The organism is Chroococcidiopsis sp. [FACHB-1243], assembly GCF_014696895.1.
In the GTDB taxonomy this organism is placed as follows: domain Bacteria; phylum Cyanobacteriota; class Cyanobacteriia; order Cyanobacteriales; family Chroococcidiopsidaceae; genus Chroococcidiopsis.
This window is the reverse complement of record NZ_JACJQX010000004.1, coordinates 169,295-186,233: the sequence shown is the minus strand read 5'-3', so window position 1 is coordinate 186,233 and position 16,939 is coordinate 169,295. Positions and strand designations below refer to the sequence as shown.

The following is a 16,939-nucleotide window of genomic DNA, read 5'->3' as shown; positions in this document are numbered from 1 at the left end:
TCAATTAACCGAATATGAGATAACAAGCCAAATTTTAGATAATCGAGTAGATGGCGATCGCATCAAATTTTCTCCCTTTTGTATTACTAAAGCCGCTACACATGACGTATTTTTCTCTAAGCTAATAACCATCTACTACAAGCGGTTTTTGCTCGTCGAGCAGTTTTTGTAATAACTGAATACCTCTCGGAGTCCAATAGTACCTTTTTCTTGCATCGGTGTGATAGTGAATTTCGATCGCAAAGTCGGAGGCATGTTTGGCTTTAGTTTTGGTCAGCCATTCTGGTGAAACTCCTAGACGACGGCTGACTTCTTTTGTTGGTAAAGAGTTTGCTGGAATACCAGATAATTTTTTTTGTGACTTCAGACTTTTTTTTGATTTCAGACAACGTAATTGCTCGATTCCCGCGTCCATCCAATGCACGATTCCTGCTGCATCCTTATAGTAGTGAGTGTCAGCTAAGAATCGATCTGGATGCTGGTATCGTTGAGCGTGACACCAACTCAAAGAACACCCTAGTTGAGCGGCGACTTGGGCAGTTGTTTGGGTTTTTGGCTGGGACGGTTGTAGCTGGATGGAGGTTTGAGCGCGATCGATTTTAGGAACAGATGGATTTGCTAATTCAGTTGATGCAGTAGTAACATAACTCAAGTCAGAAATTTTGCTCTCCTCTTGTCCTCCACTGCGTGTATCGATGATTTTTGGTTGATGAATGACAGGTTTTGTTGGAATGTGAACTCGATCAATTTGTTCCAACCGATTGAATATAGGTGCGATCGCCTGCACAATTGTTGACTTCAAGTTTTGCCACTGCAAGGCTAAATTTCTCAAAACTGAATGACAGGCTTTCAAGACATTATCTTTTGTACTATTTACCCAGTTCAGCAGTTTCTCCGTTTTTTGCTTCACCAAAGTTCCAAACTGAGTAGGAATTGACGATATTTTTGTACTAGTAGTTTGAATTGAGCTAACTGGATTGATGTATTTTATATAGTCTGACTTAAGCGATCGCGGGTCCCATCCTCTTATCTTTTTTGGAGATTCAACTAAAGACTGAATTGGTTGAATTTCACTTGAAAGCGCAGTTATTTTCACTATTGGCTCCAAGCTATCTTCTCCTTGCACTTCGGGGCATTCTCGCACGGAATCGCTTTTTAAGTTTGTTGCAACTACGCTCACCCGCTCGACTTCAGCAGATTCTCTCATAGCCTCCTGTTCTAGGTTTGTTGCCAGTACGCTCACCTGAGCCACTTCAGTACACTCTCTCATAGCCCCCCTTTTTAAGGGGAGTTGGGGGGATCTTTCCTTCAACCAAGAAACAATCGAATTGAGCAGTTGATGAGAACTAGAATGTCGCTCGACAGAATTCGCATGATGCAATTCTACCCACTGTTCGTTAGAAAGAACGGTTTCTAAGTTAGGGATATTTCTAAACTCTCTTAATCGACAAATTTTCTTCATCTTTCTTGCCAACTCTGGAATTGGATCGGAGAGTTGAGCTAAAGATTTAAAGATATCTACTGTATCAGGATTTTGAAAATCTATTCGTGAAAATAGCAAGCCTTCTCTAGCATCTAGTTGATAAACTTCCCAAAGTTTTTTATCTTCTGCCAGAGCCAAAATAGATAAATAGATTGTCAATTGAGGAAAAAAATCAATTTCCAAACATCTTGTCTCTAAAGATTTTCGCAAAGGGTGTTGGTAATCAGACAATCCTTTGATATTATCATCAACTGAGTGGCGATCTTCTGAAAAGTAGAGGCTGTCATAATCAATGAGTTTAAGCGAAACCTGTTGAAAAGATTTAACTACCAAAACATTACCATGTTGCAGATCGCCGTGAGCAATACCAGCATCGTATAAGTTTTTACATAATTCACGCCATCGCTCTGCCAAAGAGAGTAAAATATTTCTTTTCCCAAGATTTGCTTTAATAAACTTTTTTAAATTTTCCCCTTCTACCCATTCCATTTTCAAAATTGGGTAGCAATCGCCTTGTACTCTAATTCCTGCTTCTAAAAAGGTAGAATCTACAAAATAATTTCGACATGAACTATTTTTTAATCGGGTTAAAGCCTGTTTATAGTGATTTTTGACCTCAAAGTTACTCCGGTAGAAACATCTCACTGCCCAAAGTTTGCGAGGTGACGAAGTTTCAAATTTAAAAGCGATCGCGAAACTTCCAGCAGCCGACCAAATATCTTTAGTCCCATCAGGCTTAATTTTTTCTACTGCTTTTCCCATAACCAAGCTTGCATCCAAGTCACGCTCAATTTTGGTTTGAGGATCTTTTTTACGAAAGGCAAATTGAGGATTGCGAATTGCGCTACAGTATTCCGAACGACTGGGATATTTCATAATCAGTTAGTAGGGAGCAGGGAGCAGGGAGCAGGGAGTAGAAAAGAAAGTATCTCCGAATCACGCACAAATGACTAATGACTACTCACTTTTATTACTACTAATGTCGTATCATCGTTTTTAATCAGTTTTTGTTGTCTGAGTTTGTTAATAAAACAATCAAAATCATACTGTTTGTGAAAATAAAACACATTTTTCCAATCTTCTCCTTGAGCTTCATAATCTGCTAAAAACCACTGAGATAAGGCATCTGTTGCTAGTAAAAAAATATCTCCGCACTCGTACCATCCTGCGGCAAATTGAGGCGGAAATGAAGTGTATTCTGGTAAACTTTCAAAACAGAGTGTTGTGCCTCTAAAATCTCGTGCAGCGGTCATAGGAAAAGTGAGGAGATTGCCAGTCTCCTGCTCTAGTTTAAATAAACAAGTATCTCCTAAGGCGACAGCTTGCCATTGGCTTTTGGGAAAATCTTCTAAGTTTTGTAGCTCTAAGTTTTGTAGTTGCAACCCCAAAAAAGTAGCTGAGCCGCGATTTTTGATTTCCGAGCCTCCTTGCCACCATTTACGATTAGGAGATTGAAGTTTGGTCAAGTAATATTGTCGCCAAATTTCTTGAGATGGCTGCAACCAATCCTCATGCGATCGCCGGATACTCTCAATCGGATTTTCTGCTACATGACAAAAAGATTTGACGAGAATCTCCGCCCATTTTTGCGGGTATAGCGAAGTACTAGCCCCGTCTGCTAGAGCTACTAAACTACCATCGGGGCTGTTCTCAAAGCGATCTTGAATGTTTTGCTCTAGTTCGCCAACTTTAGGTAGAGAGAAATAGCGGATTTCATAAAACATTGAATTTAGGTAGATAATCTACCCGCGAAATTCTGCTTTTGTTCCTATTTCTAATAGTTGAATCAGGGTTTCGAGTTTGGCATTATATACAAAACCTTTAGCGTATGGAGTTGGTTTCAACCCAGATGCCGCGGCTCGTTCGAGCATATTTGGGGGCAATTCGCTAGAAGTTTCAAATAAAAATTGAGCGTAACTATCTCCCTTGGGTAACTGAGTGGGAGCAGCGGGAAGGACGACTTCTTGTACTGCATTGCCAGAGATATGAGCGTTGAGTAACAAAGTCTTGCCATCGTCTGTTTCTAGTCCAGCGAGTGCCTCAGCTGCTTTGCGGGTTGTGGGTAGGGAGTCGGCTTCACCATCGGTAATATTAATTACAACAGGGGGAAAGCTAGAGGGATGCGTTTCAATCCAGTCTTGGACTAACTGATGCGCCATTTCAAATGCTTCTGTCATGGGAGTTTCTCCCACCGCCGCAGGTTCGATCCAAATCGGAAATTGGTCGTCGATTTCCACTAATCCGCCTGCTCCATCCGATACTTTTCTTTTGATAGTTTCGACTCGCAAGCAATTTTCGGTGAGTTCTTGAATGGTGACAACTGGTTTCGCGGCTAATGTTCCCGAAAAAGCATTGACGGCTGCATCTTTTAGCTTGCCATAGCCCAATACTGAGATGTCGCAGCTATTCTTGATATCCTCGCCATCGGTACAGGCTAAGACTGTCTCGCGCAATACCCGATTTACCGCCTTGGCACATTCTTTCGATTTAGTGCCTGCGGAACCAAACGGATAGCACATAGAGAAAGATTGATCGATCAGGATGACTAGGTATCCCGGCGTAGCACGACTAATTTCTTGGGTGTAGGACATAGCAGTTAAATCCCAAAGATTTGTGGGAGCGATTATACAAAATCTCCCAACTTGGCTAAATGACTGATTGCGCCTGGTAGATTAGTGTTGGCGATCTAAAATCTCTTTTTGGCGATCGCAAAGTTTTAAAGTTGTATTGCCAATAATTAACAACTCAATTACATATATTCACAGGGAACTCATTCTATGCAAAAAATTCGCATCGGTAACGGCTACGACATCCACCAACTAACTACAGAACGCCGTTTAATTTTGGGAGGAGTGGAAATTCCGCACGAATTGGGATTATTGGGACATAGCGATGCTGACGTACTCACCCATGCGATTATGGATGCCATGCTGGGAGCGCTGAGCCTGGGAGATATTGGCTTGTATTTCCCCCCGTCCGATCCGCAATGGAAAGGTGCAGATAGTTTGGTACTACTGAGTAAAGTCAACCAACTCATTCAAGAACGGGGTTGGCAAATTGGTAATATCGATTCCGTAGTCGTAGCAGAACGCCCAAAACTAAAACCTCATATTACAGCCATGCGCGATCGCCTTGCCACCGTTCTGCAAGTGGAGCCAGAACAAATTGGGATTAAAGCGACTACCAATGAAAAATTAGGTCCCGAAGGACGCGAAGAAGGGATCTGCGCCTATGCTGTTGCTTTACTAGTGCAGTAATCGTCATTTGTCATTTGTCATTTGTAAGTTATCTTCCTTGTCTCCCTTGTCCCCCTTGTCTCCCTTGTCTTCCTGCTGCACTAGTCACTGGTCACTGGTCACTGTCAACGCTCCACCACAACTAGAACCGCTCCCAGCCGTGCAGCCGTAACAATAGGGTGCGGTTTGAATTTCATCGATTACATCTAAAGTTCCTGCTGCCAAAATTTTCGCTACTGTTAAAGTTTCCCCAGCACGAGTTTTGGCAGGCAAATTCATCATTTGATTGAAATCACAGTCGTAGATATTCCCTAAGTAATCTACAGAAAGTTCATCCCGACACATTAAGTGTTCGACTGTATTCGGATTAAAATTAGATTCTAGAAACTCTAAGTAGGGAGCATAAAGTTTCTTTCGTTGTAAATACGTTAGCGTGCGTCCTACTGGTAAGTTAGTAATTGTAAATAAGTTATTGAATGTAATTCCGAAATGTTCTTTTAAAAAGATTTTATAATCCTTTTCTAGCTTATGTTGGTCGGGAGTCAGAGAGAAGCGATCGCTGACTGGTAGCTGAGGATTGTATACCAAGTCGAGAATTAATTCAGGCTCTTTACCATAACCCAATCGATTTAGGGTTTGTATTGCTGCGATCGAAGCGTCGAAAACTCCTTGTCCTCGCATTTTATCCACATTGGTAGCCATATAGCAGGGGAGTGAAGCAACGATTCTCGTTTGATGTCGAGTGCAGTATTCTGGCAAATCTTCAAAACCAGGTTCAAAGTAAATCGTTAAATTAGATCTAACAATAACTTGCTTAGCATGTTGGCGTGCGGCTTCAACTATAGGTTTGAAACCGTAATTCATTTCTGGTGCACCACCAGTTAGATCGACAATTTGAATTTCAGGAAATCGTTCGATAACTTGAATTAATTGACTGCAAATTTCGGGTGACAGTTCCTCTGTCCGTTTTGGACTTGCCTCAACATGACAATGAGTGCAAGCTAGGTTACAGCGCTTACCTAAATTTATTTGTAAAACTTTGATTTGACTTTTAGTTAAAGGAAATTTTAATTTACGGGCGAAAGGTGTAATTGATGTTTGAATCATGATTTGACAAGCACTTTTCTTTTGCGATCGATAGTTAATGGTCAATTTTCGATTCATCTCAACCATCAACCATCAACCATTAACTATTAACTATCAACTAACAACATCCGCCCCCAGTATAGTGCCAAGTCGAATTAGTCACTATAACTTCAGTTGGCATCAAAGCAGCGAGTTTGGCTGCTGTTTTGTCGCAGACTGCGGCTGGAATTCCTTGTTGAAGTACGTGTCCGGCTGAGTCATCAAAAAAGGGTTTTGTACCAGCATAAATAGCTGTTTTTCCTGTAAAAATACAGGCTCCATCATCAGGGATTGGTACTTTGAAGGATACAGAATCGAGGCTTTCTAAAAGCAAATTTTCTTGCAGGTTATATGTATGACAATCTAACAACCGATAGGGACGACGCGCCCGAATTTCAACTTGTCCAAAACCAGCATCTACAATCGTCTGAGTATACTCATCGTATGTAAGTGCGCCTGACAGACACATCGCCCGCAGTCTTTCATCTTGCTGTAGGTGAACTGGAATCGGACGAGTGGCAATTGGATCGCTCATTTGCAAGCGTCCGCCTGGTTTTAGCACTCGCCAAGCTTCTTTTAAGGCAAGAGTTAAATCTGCTGGCTCAAATATATTAAACAGACAGTTCTGCGCTACTACATCCACAGATGCATCTGGCATCGGGAGATTAAAAGCATCACCTGCCCGAATTTCGACAAAACTAGGATCGAACCAAGGATTTTCTGTCACAGCAGCTTGTAAATTCCGTGTAGCTGCTTCGCACATGGCTACAACTGGATCGACAGCAATCACTGCACCAGGACGACGAGAAAAATAAGCGAATTGTAATGCCTCTAAACCACCGCCAACGCCTACATATAGTACTATCGGTTGGTTGGCTAGTTCAGTAGGGTGAACGGTTGTACCGCAACCGTAGTTCATCTCCTGCATTACCAGGGGAATTTTGAGTCCGGGTAGTTGCAGGGGACTGCTTTGCACGCAGCATAGACCGATTTGGGGTGTTTCTGCGACTTCGGAGTAAAACTTTGCTGTTGTCTCTAAATAACTCATTGTCAGCTGGAGTAAGATGCCGAGATGAATATGGCGTATTCTTTGGCACTGTGTTCTACTCTAGCGGATTTTTACTCTCGCGAATCCTCATAAAGAAGTAGCGGTTGACATCTTGACGCAGCAGAGATGAACTGGCGATCGCCCAAGCACAGAAGTTAGAGAAAATCCGTGTCAAAGCGATCGATTTTTTGTGACTTGTTCTAAAAAATGACGTACGCCTTCGCTCATTTGTAATAGATTAGGTTCGATTTTTTTACCTAAAAAATCCTCAACCACATGGGCTATAGTTCCAGTCAGAAACCAAGGGACTCCCTTAATCTGATGCGGATCGATACTCATTGCTCCCCGACTCTGAATTAAAGTTGTATCGCCCTCAGCAATGAATTGATTTTTCCCACCACAATGTACGGCTTCTGTGAAAGCATGAGTTTTTATTTGCCATTCCAACGTTAGCTTTGATTCATCCCAAGTATTGTATTCCGTCCACGAAAGCATATCTTCGCTGAGAATTGCTCTGGCTGCGGTAGGAATTTCACCGCCACCATGCCATTCATTGATTGTGTAAACTTTACCATTTTCTTCACGCCGAGATTTGATTTGAACCGATCGCACGTTGTGCATGTAGGGAATGAGATCGTTCAGCTTATCTCGGTATGTAGCATAGACAAGGTGGCATGGAAAAGGAATGCGGGTATCAGCCGAAATATTTGTCATTTAGTTCAAAGTTTCTTAAATACAGTCGTAGCTAATCCTAAGATTGTCAAAAAGCGATCGCCTTTTTACAATCCGCCAGAGAATTAGCTAACTGAGTATAACCCCTGGTGTAACCCTGAAACTACAGTTTTGTCTCCTTTATAATTTGCGCACTTGAAGCTTCAGATCTCGCTCCCCCCTAACTTCCATGAAAAAGGGGGGAATTTAAAGCCCTATTTTTATCTCAGTTGGGAGATCTCTTTGAAATTACTTGAATGACTCTAGTTGATCGACTCGCAACCAAATATTCGGAGTTGGTACGTGTCCAAATACGACTAACGCATAGTCACCTTTAATATCTAAAACCTCTCCTTTGGTTTCAAAAATATAGCTGGGAAAGCGAGAATCGCTAGCTTTTGCTTCTAGGCTATTTTCTAGCTGTTCGCGCACGGCACGAACCATATCCCCTCTTTTAATCGCCATATGCTGCTCTTTCAAATTGCTAAACTATTTCTTTTCGCATTTTACAGTTATCAGTTGTCAGTGGAGAGTAACTAGTGACTAGTGGCTGGTGACTAGGGAACAGAAATGACAAATGACAAATGACCACGCACCACTATTTCTGGCATTGCGGACAGAAGTGAGCCGATCGCCCAGCTAAACGTAGCTTTTGTATGGGAGTATTGCAGATGCGGCAGAGTTTGCCTGCTCGGTTATAAACCCAAGCTACACCGCCATAATTACCGTTAACGCCTTGAACGTTGAGAAAATTACTAAAAGTCGTGCCACCAGCGTTGATACTCGCTTCTAACACTTCAAGAATGGCGGTTCGCAGGCGCGATATTTGTGGCGATCGCAAATCCGCACATAAAGTCTGGGGTTGCACGCCAGCGCGAAACAGCGCTTCATCAGCGTAGATGTTACCGATTCCTGCAACGATTGATTGGTCTAATAAGGCATTTTTGATCGGACGACGGCGATCGCGCAATTTTGCCGCAAAATACTCCACAGAAAAATCTGGAGAAAACGGATCGGGACCCAATGTTGCCAATCCCGTCACGACTGATTCAACTACTCGTTCTGGAGGAACCCACCACATCTGTCCGAAGGTGCGTTGATCGACGAAGCGTAATTCCCAATTCTCGGCAAAAAATAATCGGACTCGCGTATGTTTGTGTAAAGGCTCGTCCTGTGGAAGCCATAATAACTGTCCAGTCATTCGTAAATGGACACACAACCACGTTCGGGAGTCGGTAGGAGCGCACTGCTGTGCGCCCGTACTAGGGAGTCGGGAGTTGGTGGTAACTGGTAACTGGTAACTGGTAACTGGCACTAACTCTGCCAGCAGATACTTCCCGCGTCGATGCCATTGGGCGATCGCTTTTCCCGAGATCCCGTTGAGAAAATCTACCACAGAAAACGGGTAGGCGATGGTGCGATCGAGCAACACATCCCCACCCGTAATTTCTCGATTCAGGGTGACTTGATTTGCACCCCGTCGAACTGTTTCTACCTCTGGCAATTCAGGCACGATTTATCGTTTTTCGGTTCCCTGATTGCCACCACCTTCTGCCAGTGGATCGCTACTACCGGATTCTTGTACGGCAGTACCTTTAGCTGTAGATTGTCCAGCTTGTCCTGTTTTGCGGATATCTTCCTGAATTGGAGTTTGCTGACCACCAGAAGCCGTAGGTGTAGTTTTCTTCGCTTTAGCTTTTGGTTTTTCTATTTCTAGAAGTTCAAAATCAGCAAAGTTGTTAGTATTTACGCCAGCATAGTTCACTTTATCAAAGCGAACGATGACTGGATACTTGATGCCGCTTTTGTCAACAGAAGCAACAAGACCAACATCTTGATACCAGTAGGATTCTCTTCTTAAGATCCGCACTTTAGAACCACGTTCAACCATGAGTATCTTCCCTGTTATAGATAATTGCTAATCGAGCGGGTTAATAGCATCAAGATACAATGTTTTGGTAATCTCACAATCAACTGTTAAGTTATTTGTCTAAAGCGGTCATTGGTCATTCGTGAGTGACTAGTCACCAGCCACTAGTCACTAGTCACTAATAAACTGATTCCCGCCAGCGAACTTGGATAAAATGGGCAGTGCGTCCGGTTTCGTCGCGAACATCTGCGATCTCAACTATTTCTAAATTGAAAGGAATCGCCGTCGTGACATAGCGCTGTGCTAGCATTCCCAGTTCGGGGGTTAAATTGGCGGCGGCTGTTGCTGCTACTCCTAACCCCAACATCTGCTCGATCGGCGATCGCGGTAGCAGCAGATGCATACCCATGACTAATCCCAAGCCTAGCAACAATCCTACCGACACATTCGTACCACAACGGGGATGCACGGCTAAATTCCACTCTCCATTGGTAAGACGCTGAAGGGCAGCCAGCACTGCCCGCTGTAGTTCGATTTTATTCACCTGACCGTAAATGTAAAAGCCTCGTTCGGTAGATAGACCGCCTAACGATTCGTTGTCTGTTTGCTGGGATGAAAAACGAGGATATGGCGATCGCCCTGACTGGCTTAAGAGCCAAACTGTAGCGTGTTCTAGTGCATGAACTTGCCTCAGCATCAACAGTTCTTTCAACCCAGGAACAAAGGGAAGATGCTTGACTAAATCCGTGTCTTGGGTAGGTTGAGGAATATTCTCCTCAAAATTGAACCAAGGGATTAACGATTCAAAAATGTTGTCTGGGGCAAAATTGTTCATACCAACACCGCTAGTAGCAGCCCGATCGGAGACTTTTCTCTTAATCTAGCGCTTACTACTTTAAAGCAGTCGAGCCGCGAAATTTCGCGACTCGACTATTGTTAGAAAATTTAATTGCTAGAAAACTTCGCGATCGCCACTCACGGGTAAAGGGCAGCAGTTAACATCGTTAAGACAGACTTTTCCCCACTGTAAAGCCCATCGCACCAAAGATACGCGATTTTCTGTAGCTGTTTTGGTCAAAATATTACTAATGTGATTGTCAACAGTACGCTTGCTGATTTCCAACTTTTCTGCTATTTCCTGATTGGTCAAGCCAGCAGCTACCAAATCGATGATTTGTAGCTCTCTTTCTGACAGGGAAACAGGGTTTTGAGACTCGCCACCAGCCATGAAGTATTTTTTCCTTAGTAGATCTACTCACGCTCCTCTTTCAATTCTAGAGGATTCTTCTAGTGACGATCCTCTATCGTTTTAGAAGTTCGACTAGTATTTTTGCTCTATAAGTTGACATTGGAGCAAAAAGAGAACTGTAATAAATTTAGTAAAGCTTAATTAAGTAATATTTGTTACTTAAAGAGGGAGTAGGGAGTAGGGAGCAGGGAGCAGGAAGGGATAAGGGGGACAAGAGAGACAAGGGGGACAACTACCAACTACCAATTACCCATTACCCATTACCAACTACCCATTACCACTGACAACTGACAACTGACAACAGTTTCTGTTGTAGGGTATTGGTAAAGTCGTACATTCATTAAATGCTGGCTGGAATGAGTAATTCTCGCGTGCTGTGCTTGGGTGAAATTCTCTTCGATCTCATTGCCGATCAACTAGGGCGATCGCTCGAACAAGTTGAGTCTTGGACACCCTATCCTGGTGGCGCACCTGCTAATGTTGCCTGTGCTTTGGTCAAACTCGGTACAACTTCTAGTTTCATTGGCTGTGTGGGTAAAGACGAACCAGGAAATACCTTAGTAGAGTTACTGCAAACTGTAGGAGTCGATACGACGGGGATTCAACGCCATCCCACAGCACCAACAAGGCAAATCTATGTTACCCGCACTGAGTCGGGCGATCGCATTTTTGCAGGTTTTGCCGACTACGACACGGCAGAATTTGCCGATACGCATCTACAAGCGTCTGCTTTGCCTATATCCCTATTTGAGGACGCTGATTTTCTCGTCTTGGGAACTTTAGAACTTGCCTATCCTCAAAGTGGTGCTAGCGTCCGCCGCGCTTTACAACTCGCAGACCAATACAACGCCAAAATTTTGCTAGATGTCAATTGGCGACCAGTATTTTGGCAAGATCCCGATAAAGCTGTAGCGACAATCTTAGAAATCGTGCCGCACGTCGATTTTCTCAAACTTTCTAAAGAAGAAGCACTCTTGCTGTTCCAAACAGCCGATCCAGGGGCGATCGCCTATCGCCTCAATACCGTCGAAGGAGTGCTGATCACGGATGGAGAAAATGGTTGCGCTTATTGTTTGTCAGAAAATGAGGGTAAAGCCCCTAGTTTTTCCGTCCCTGTCGTCGAAACCACTGGTGCGGGTGACAGCTTTGTAGCTGGCTTCGTCCACCAACTATGTCAACGGGGTATTCACAGCCTCGCTGATGCCGCAATTGCCAAACAGGTTGTCACCTATGCTAGTGCGGCAGGGGCGCTGACGACAACCAAACCAGGCGCGATCGCCGCCCAACCCACCGCCGCAGAAGTAGAAACATTTTTAACAAGGAATGAGGGGTAAGAAAGTGGTGCGTGAAGAAAGGGTGTGGGGTATGGAGTGTAGTGGAGAGAATTCGGAATTCGGAATCAAAATCTCCCCTGCTCCCTACTTCCTGCTCCCTGCTCCCTTCCTCAAAGATTTGGCGCTGACTGAGTGTTGCCTGGGGAAGAAGGGAAGGAAGGATTTTGCTGGCTGGTGGGAGCAGATGTTTGTGGAGCAACACTGCTAGAACCATTGCGAGGAGAAGCACTCATGCCATTACTATTACCACTCAAGCCGCTAGGAGCGATCGCGCTTTGGCTGGGAATGGCTGAGGTATTACCAGGAAGGTTTGTCGCGTTGGAATTAGCGCCTGTCGTTCCATTACCGCTATTCGGGCTGAAGGGGTTGAGATAGGTAAAGTTGTTGCCTTTAGCAGGTTCGAGATTAGATAACCGGGACGATGACGAAGATGCAGACGAGCCACCAGCACCACGACCGTAGGCAGTTGATAAATTACTACTACTGCCAGGACTAGCACTATAGGGACTGTTGCTGATGCTAGTAGGAGACTGGTATCGACCCATTGTCGATTGAGAGTAAGGGTTGTCTACATTATTGGATAAAGAATCGTTCAACGACGCAGGCGATCGCCGTTGATTTGCGACTCTTTCATCTAGCGGATCTGTGGTATCTAGAGTACTACTACCACCGCCACTAGAGGAGTTTGTACTAGTTCCACCAAAAGCAGATTCGCTACCCGATTCAGTTCCAGCAGTGCTATCAGCAGGAAGATCGATGGGATTTGCCGTGTCAAGCGGTGCGGCTTGACTTGGTTCGGTGTTGTTTTCCCCGGAAGGATTTTGTCCGCCGTTTGGATTACCAACAGCACCACCTGTACTCACAGCAGGTGGACGAGATGGCTGTAGCGATAAGAAAGGAATGCACAGCAAGACTCCACCACCTAAAACTGCCGCGATCGCCATCACAATTTTTTGCTGCGGACTCAAATAATTATAGGTTCTAACTAAATTTCGCAAATTCATTGTAATTTTTCCTGATAACGGTAATTGGTAATAGGCAAGAAGTAAGCAGTAAGAGGTAAGAGACAGAATCTTAACTTACAACTTACGACTTACGACTTACAAAAATTCTCTCGGATCGGTAACGTAACCTGTCAAGGCAGAAGCGGCGGCGGTGTAGGGGGAAGCGAGATAAATTTGCGCTGACTTATCACCCATGCGACCGGGGAAGTTACGATTAGTCGTAGAAACGCAAACTTCTGGCTTGTTCATCCGCCCGAAAGTATCTTTTGGTCCCCCTAAACAAGCGGCACAGGAGGGTGCAGCTGGTTCCATACACCCAGCTTGCAGGAAGATTTCTGATAGAGTCTGCCCTTCATACTTGATCGTAAACAAGTCGTTGTAGACTTTTTGCGTAGCAGGTACGAGGTAGGTAGGTACTTTGACTTGCTGTCCTTTGAAAATATGGGCGGCGTGGATAAAGTCTTCAGTTTTACCCCCCGTGCAGGAGCCAATATACACGCGATCGATCTTGACATCGCTGCATTCTCGTGCAAGGGCGCGGTTATCTGGAGAATGGGGTTGAGCGACAACTGGCTCTAACTGCGAGACATCGTAACGGCGATCGCTGTAGAATTTGGCATCGGAGTCGGTGTAGACTGGCTCGAATGGTTTATCGGTACGGGCGCGAACGTACTCGAAGGTGGTATCATCAGCCGCGATCGTGCCATTTTTGCCCCCAGCTTCGATCGCCATATTACACAGGGTCATGCGGTCTTCCATTGTCATGCGGCTGACGGTTTCCCCAACAAATTCCATCGTCCGATAGTTGGCTCCAGCGACGCTAATATCGCCGATAATTTGCAAAATCAGGTCTTTTGCTAACAAGTAATTGGGCATTTCACCATCGAGGACGAATCGCATTGTGGCAGGAACTTTAATTAGTAACTTGCCCGTACCCATAATAAATGCTGCATCGGTATTACCAATTCCTGTAGCAAATTGACCAAAAGCGCCAGCATTACAAGTGTGGGAGTCAGTCCCAAATAAAACTTCCCCGGGGCGGGTATGCCCTTCTTGGGCGAGGGCAATGTGACAGACCCCTTTATAATCTGGGTTAGCTTTAAAGTTGCTGCGATCGGTGATGTCGTAGAAGTATTTAATTCCTTGTTCGTGGGCGAAATCGCGTAGAATATCTACGTTGCGATTGGCGCGTTCGTCGGCGGTAAAGATGTAGTGGTCTGGGATGAGAACGATCTTTTCAGGGTTCCATACTTTTGTATCTGCACCAAACTCGCGCTTGAAGACACCGATAGTTCCAGGTCCACAAACATCGTGTGTCATCAACAAGTCAACATCCACCCAGATATTTTCCCCTGGTTCGACCGCGTTTCGACCGGAGGCTTTAGCTAAGATTTTTTCTGTCAGGGTCATCCCCATAGCGATCGCATTCCTCTCTTCCGACACATATCTACAGGATCTATGCTACTTCGCGATCGGCGGTTGCGTTTTAAAGATACAGCAAAAGGTTTTGCTTGGGTGCAAATATAGTTGAATTTCTGGCTGTTGCTGATGGAGATTAATGCCCCTTTATAAGGGGGTTGGGGGATCTACATAGATTGTTATGGATTGTTTACGGATGCAAAAATTCTATATGCTCCCCAGGGTGCGCTTGCAATTCTGCGATCGTTCCCTGAGCATACATTCTCCCCTGACGCAGGAAGATAACCCAGTCAGCTAAATTAATTACGCGAGGACGATGGCTGATCAAAATTGTGGTTTTGCCGCGACGATGGTGAAGCAACTGATTTAACACCTGCGATTCACTCGCCGGATCTAACCCTGCCGTGGATTCGTCAAGAATTAAAATGGGCGGATTGTTAACAATAGCACGGGCGATCGCCAATCTTTGTCTTTGTCCGCCAGAGAGACTCGCGCCAAATTCACCTAAAACTGTTTGATACTTATCAGATAACTTGGCAATAAACTCATCTGCTTGGGCAATTTCGCACGCTCTGACAATTTGATCGAAGCGAACGTGGGGCATTCCTAACCGAAAGTTTTCAATAATCGAACGACTCCAAAAATGCGGTTCTTGAGGTACTAAAATTGTTTGTTGTCGCAGGCAGTCTAACGAAATATCTTGAATGTTATATCTTCCAATCCGAATGTTACCCGACTGTGGCGTATACAAACCTGCAATCAGTTTAGCTACCGTGCTTTTACCGCAACCTGACTTACCAATCAGTGCTACAACTTGACCTCCAGGAATAGTCAGCGAAAAATCTTGCACGACATCTGTTCTACCAGGATAATGAAACTCAATTTTAGAACAGGCAATATCGGCTGTATCGGAAATATCTACCCAAGGTTTTTGCTTTTCATCTTTGATTTCTGGTGGATGGGTAATCACTTCTTGCAAGCGAGAATTAGCAGTTTCAATCCGAGCGAACTCATCGACAAAATCGAGTGAGGATATGACAAATGTAGCTACGTTGCGATTTAAGGTAGTAAAAGCTAAGAGCTGACCGAGACTGAGTTCTTTACCTATAACCAAAGTACTACCAAACCAGAGTAGAGCTACTCCACCCACGTCTGCAACTAGCCCAGAAAAGGTATTATTGACAATACCGATTTGCATTGTCCCAAATGCGAGATTCGCTAGTTGACCGAAACGACTTTGAAATTCCTCCCAAAACTGGGGAGCTGCAGCAGTTGTTTTGAGTGTTAGCGCTCCCTTGAATGTTTCTACTAAAATTCCTTGATTTTCTGCTTCTGTTACTAATAGTTTACGAGTTTTTTGCTGCAAGCTTGGCAAAAATAAAATTGTCGATAAAGTCATCGCGCCTGCTAAAAATACAGCAAACAAAGTCAGTTTTTGACTGTAAATTAGCATGAAAATAAAAGAAACTATAGCGACAAATAACTCTCCTGGTAAACTGATAATAGCTCGCGAAAGCAATAAATTTATTTCTTGAATATCTCGCAGCCTACTAACAATTTCTCCACTGCGCCGTGACTCATAGTAAAGTAGGGGCAATCGTAAAATTTGCCGTCCAAATTCTAGAATTAAACCTAGTTCTATTCTCTGAGCGAAATGAGCGATCAAATTGCTTTGCACCAGTGCCAAACCACGCCTGATGAAACTCAGTACAATGACTGCCAGTACTACAGATGTTAGTAGTTGAAGATCGCCCCGAATCAGCACGTCATCTGTCAAGATTTGGAGTAGAAACGGAGTCGCTAAAGATAGTAAACCAACGGCGATCGCGCACCCAACAGCTTCGGCAAGAATGGCGCGATATACCCAAAGTCGTTGTATCCACTGTTCAAATCGATTGTCTTGTTCTCCGGCTTGAGCGTAAAAGCGGACGGGATCGGGTTCTAGTAGCAGCAAAATCCAATCTGTCCAGCCTTCTAGCAACTCCATGCGCGACAGATAACGCATTCCAATCGCTGGATCGGCGATCGTGTATTTTTTCCCCTGCTTACCATACAAAACTACCCAGTGATTGCCTTTCCAGTGAATAATGGCTGGTAAGGGGAGTTGTTGCAGCTTCCACAAAATTTCTGGAGATGCTCTAACAGAACGAGCATTAAAGCCTAGAGCTTCTGCACCTCTACGCAAACCTAGCAGCGTTGTCCCTTGCGGTCCCGTACCCACCGCTTCTCTAACACTATTAATTTTCAGCAGTCGTCCGTAGAATTTAGCAATAGCGGCAAGACAAGCAGCGCCGCAATCTTCTTCACTGTGTTGGAGAACAAGCTGTTGTTTCACGTTTTTTGGTTCTACAATTAATCTGACTATTTCTCAGACAAACAGATGGAAGCGTTTCTGTTGAAATGTCTAGAAGAATCAAAAATTTGTCTGAATTTGCTCAAGACTTTGTTTGCTCGAGACTC

17 protein-coding genes are annotated in these 16,939 nt (G+C 44.2%); 3 read left to right on the top strand and 14 right to left on the bottom strand.

Annotation, left to right across the window (positions count from 1 at the left end; translation table 11 throughout):
- Positions 1-121: 121 nt before the first annotated feature.
- From H6G17_RS04680 to H6G17_RS04670, 3 genes are all read right to left on the bottom strand, one after another.
- A complete protein-coding gene (locus H6G17_RS04680; RefSeq protein WP_192154602.1) occupies positions 122-2,359 on the bottom strand; it encodes a hypothetical protein in 2,238 nt (745 codons plus the stop codon).
- Between the two features lie 74 nt (positions 2,360-2,433).
- On the bottom strand, positions 2,434-3,207 hold the full coding sequence (locus tag H6G17_RS04675) for a hypothetical protein (RefSeq protein ID WP_192154600.1): 774 nt from the start codon (positions 3,205-3,207) through the stop codon (positions 2,434-2,436).
- 18 nt (positions 3,208-3,225) lie between these two features.
- The gene (locus H6G17_RS04670; RefSeq protein WP_192154597.1) at positions 3,226-4,074 is read right to left on the bottom strand and encodes a VWA domain-containing protein; all 849 of its coding nucleotides are present in this window, start codon (positions 4,072-4,074) and stop codon (positions 3,226-3,228) included.
- Positions 4,075-4,260: 186 nt separating this feature from the next.
- On the opposite strand from H6G17_RS04670, the gene ispF reads away from it, so the two are divergent.
- Positions 4,261-4,740 carry a 2-C-methyl-D-erythritol 2,4-cyclodiphosphate synthase gene (ispF, locus tag H6G17_RS04665; RefSeq protein WP_015154169.1) on the top strand — a complete coding sequence of 160 codons (480 nt, stop codon included), beginning with the start codon at positions 4,261-4,263 and terminating at the stop codon, positions 4,738-4,740.
- A gap of 84 nt (positions 4,741-4,824) precedes the next feature.
- Here the strand turns inward: ispF and arsS are convergent, their stop codons facing one another.
- The 8 genes from arsS to H6G17_RS04625 form a co-directional block, all read right to left on the bottom strand.
- A complete protein-coding gene (gene arsS, locus H6G17_RS04660; RefSeq protein ID WP_192154689.1) occupies positions 4,825-5,826 on the bottom strand; it encodes an arsenosugar biosynthesis radical SAM (seleno)protein ArsS in 1,002 nt (333 codons plus the stop codon).
- Between the two features lie 97 nt (positions 5,827-5,923).
- The gene (gene arsM / locus H6G17_RS04655; protein WP_192154595.1) at positions 5,924-6,892 is read right to left on the bottom strand and encodes an arsenosugar biosynthesis arsenite methyltransferase ArsM; all 969 of its coding nucleotides are present in this window, start codon (positions 6,890-6,892) and stop codon (positions 5,924-5,926) included.
- Positions 6,893-7,063: 171 nt separating this feature from the next.
- Positions 7,064-7,606: a hypothetical protein gene (locus H6G17_RS04650; protein ID WP_192154593.1), complete on the bottom strand. Its 543-nt coding sequence runs from the start codon at positions 7,604-7,606 to the stop codon at positions 7,064-7,066.
- A 246-nt stretch (positions 7,607-7,852) separates the two neighbouring features.
- Positions 7,853-8,068, bottom strand: a complete 216-nt coding sequence (locus tag H6G17_RS04645) for an NAD(P)H-quinone oxidoreductase subunit O (protein ID WP_192154591.1) — start codon at positions 8,066-8,068, stop codon at positions 7,853-7,855.
- A gap of 133 nt (positions 8,069-8,201) precedes the next feature.
- Positions 8,202-9,116, bottom strand: a complete 915-nt coding sequence (locus tag H6G17_RS04640; RefSeq protein WP_192154590.1) for a DNA-formamidopyrimidine glycosylase — start codon at positions 9,114-9,116, stop codon at positions 8,202-8,204.
- 3 nt (positions 9,117-9,119) lie between these two features.
- Positions 9,120-9,494, bottom strand: a complete 375-nt coding sequence (locus tag H6G17_RS04635; protein WP_192154588.1) for a photosystem I reaction center subunit IV — start codon at positions 9,492-9,494, stop codon at positions 9,120-9,122.
- 157 nt (positions 9,495-9,651) lie between these two features.
- Positions 9,652-10,308, bottom strand: a complete 657-nt coding sequence (locus H6G17_RS04630; RefSeq protein ID WP_192154586.1) for a DUF6391 domain-containing protein — start codon at positions 10,306-10,308, stop codon at positions 9,652-9,654.
- 117 nt (positions 10,309-10,425) lie between these two features.
- Entirely contained in the window at positions 10,426-10,701 is a 276-nt protein-coding gene (locus H6G17_RS04625; RefSeq protein ID WP_015154161.1) for a LuxR C-terminal-related transcriptional regulator, read from the bottom strand.
- Positions 10,702-10,874: 173 nt separating this feature from the next.
- Between H6G17_RS04625 and H6G17_RS33905 the strand changes: the two genes are divergently transcribed.
- Together H6G17_RS33905 and H6G17_RS04620 are read left to right on the top strand one after the other, a co-directional pair.
- On the top strand, positions 10,875-11,006 hold the full coding sequence (locus H6G17_RS33905) for a hypothetical protein (protein WP_277875930.1): 132 nt from the start codon (positions 10,875-10,877) through the stop codon (positions 11,004-11,006).
- Between the two features lie 72 nt (positions 11,007-11,078).
- Positions 11,079-12,056 (top strand): carbohydrate kinase, encoded by a 978-nt coding sequence (locus tag H6G17_RS04620; protein WP_192154584.1) that lies wholly within the window; start codon positions 11,079-11,081, stop codon positions 12,054-12,056.
- A gap of 110 nt (positions 12,057-12,166) precedes the next feature.
- Here the strand turns inward: H6G17_RS04620 and H6G17_RS04615 are convergent, their stop codons facing one another.
- From H6G17_RS04615 to H6G17_RS34525, 3 genes are all read right to left on the bottom strand, one after another.
- Positions 12,167-13,060 (bottom strand): hypothetical protein, encoded by an 894-nt coding sequence (locus H6G17_RS04615; protein ID WP_192154582.1) that lies wholly within the window; start codon positions 13,058-13,060, stop codon positions 12,167-12,169.
- A 96-nt stretch (positions 13,061-13,156) separates the two neighbouring features.
- The gene (locus H6G17_RS04610; protein WP_192154684.1) at positions 13,157-14,476 is read right to left on the bottom strand and encodes a 3-isopropylmalate dehydratase large subunit; all 1,320 of its coding nucleotides are present in this window, start codon (positions 14,474-14,476) and stop codon (positions 13,157-13,159) included.
- Positions 14,477-14,669: 193 nt separating this feature from the next.
- Positions 14,670-16,814 carry a cysteine peptidase family C39 domain-containing protein gene (locus H6G17_RS34525; protein ID WP_192154580.1) on the bottom strand — a complete coding sequence of 715 codons (2,145 nt, stop codon included), beginning with the start codon at positions 16,812-16,814 and terminating at the stop codon, positions 14,670-14,672.
- Positions 16,815-16,939 lie beyond the last annotated feature (125 nt).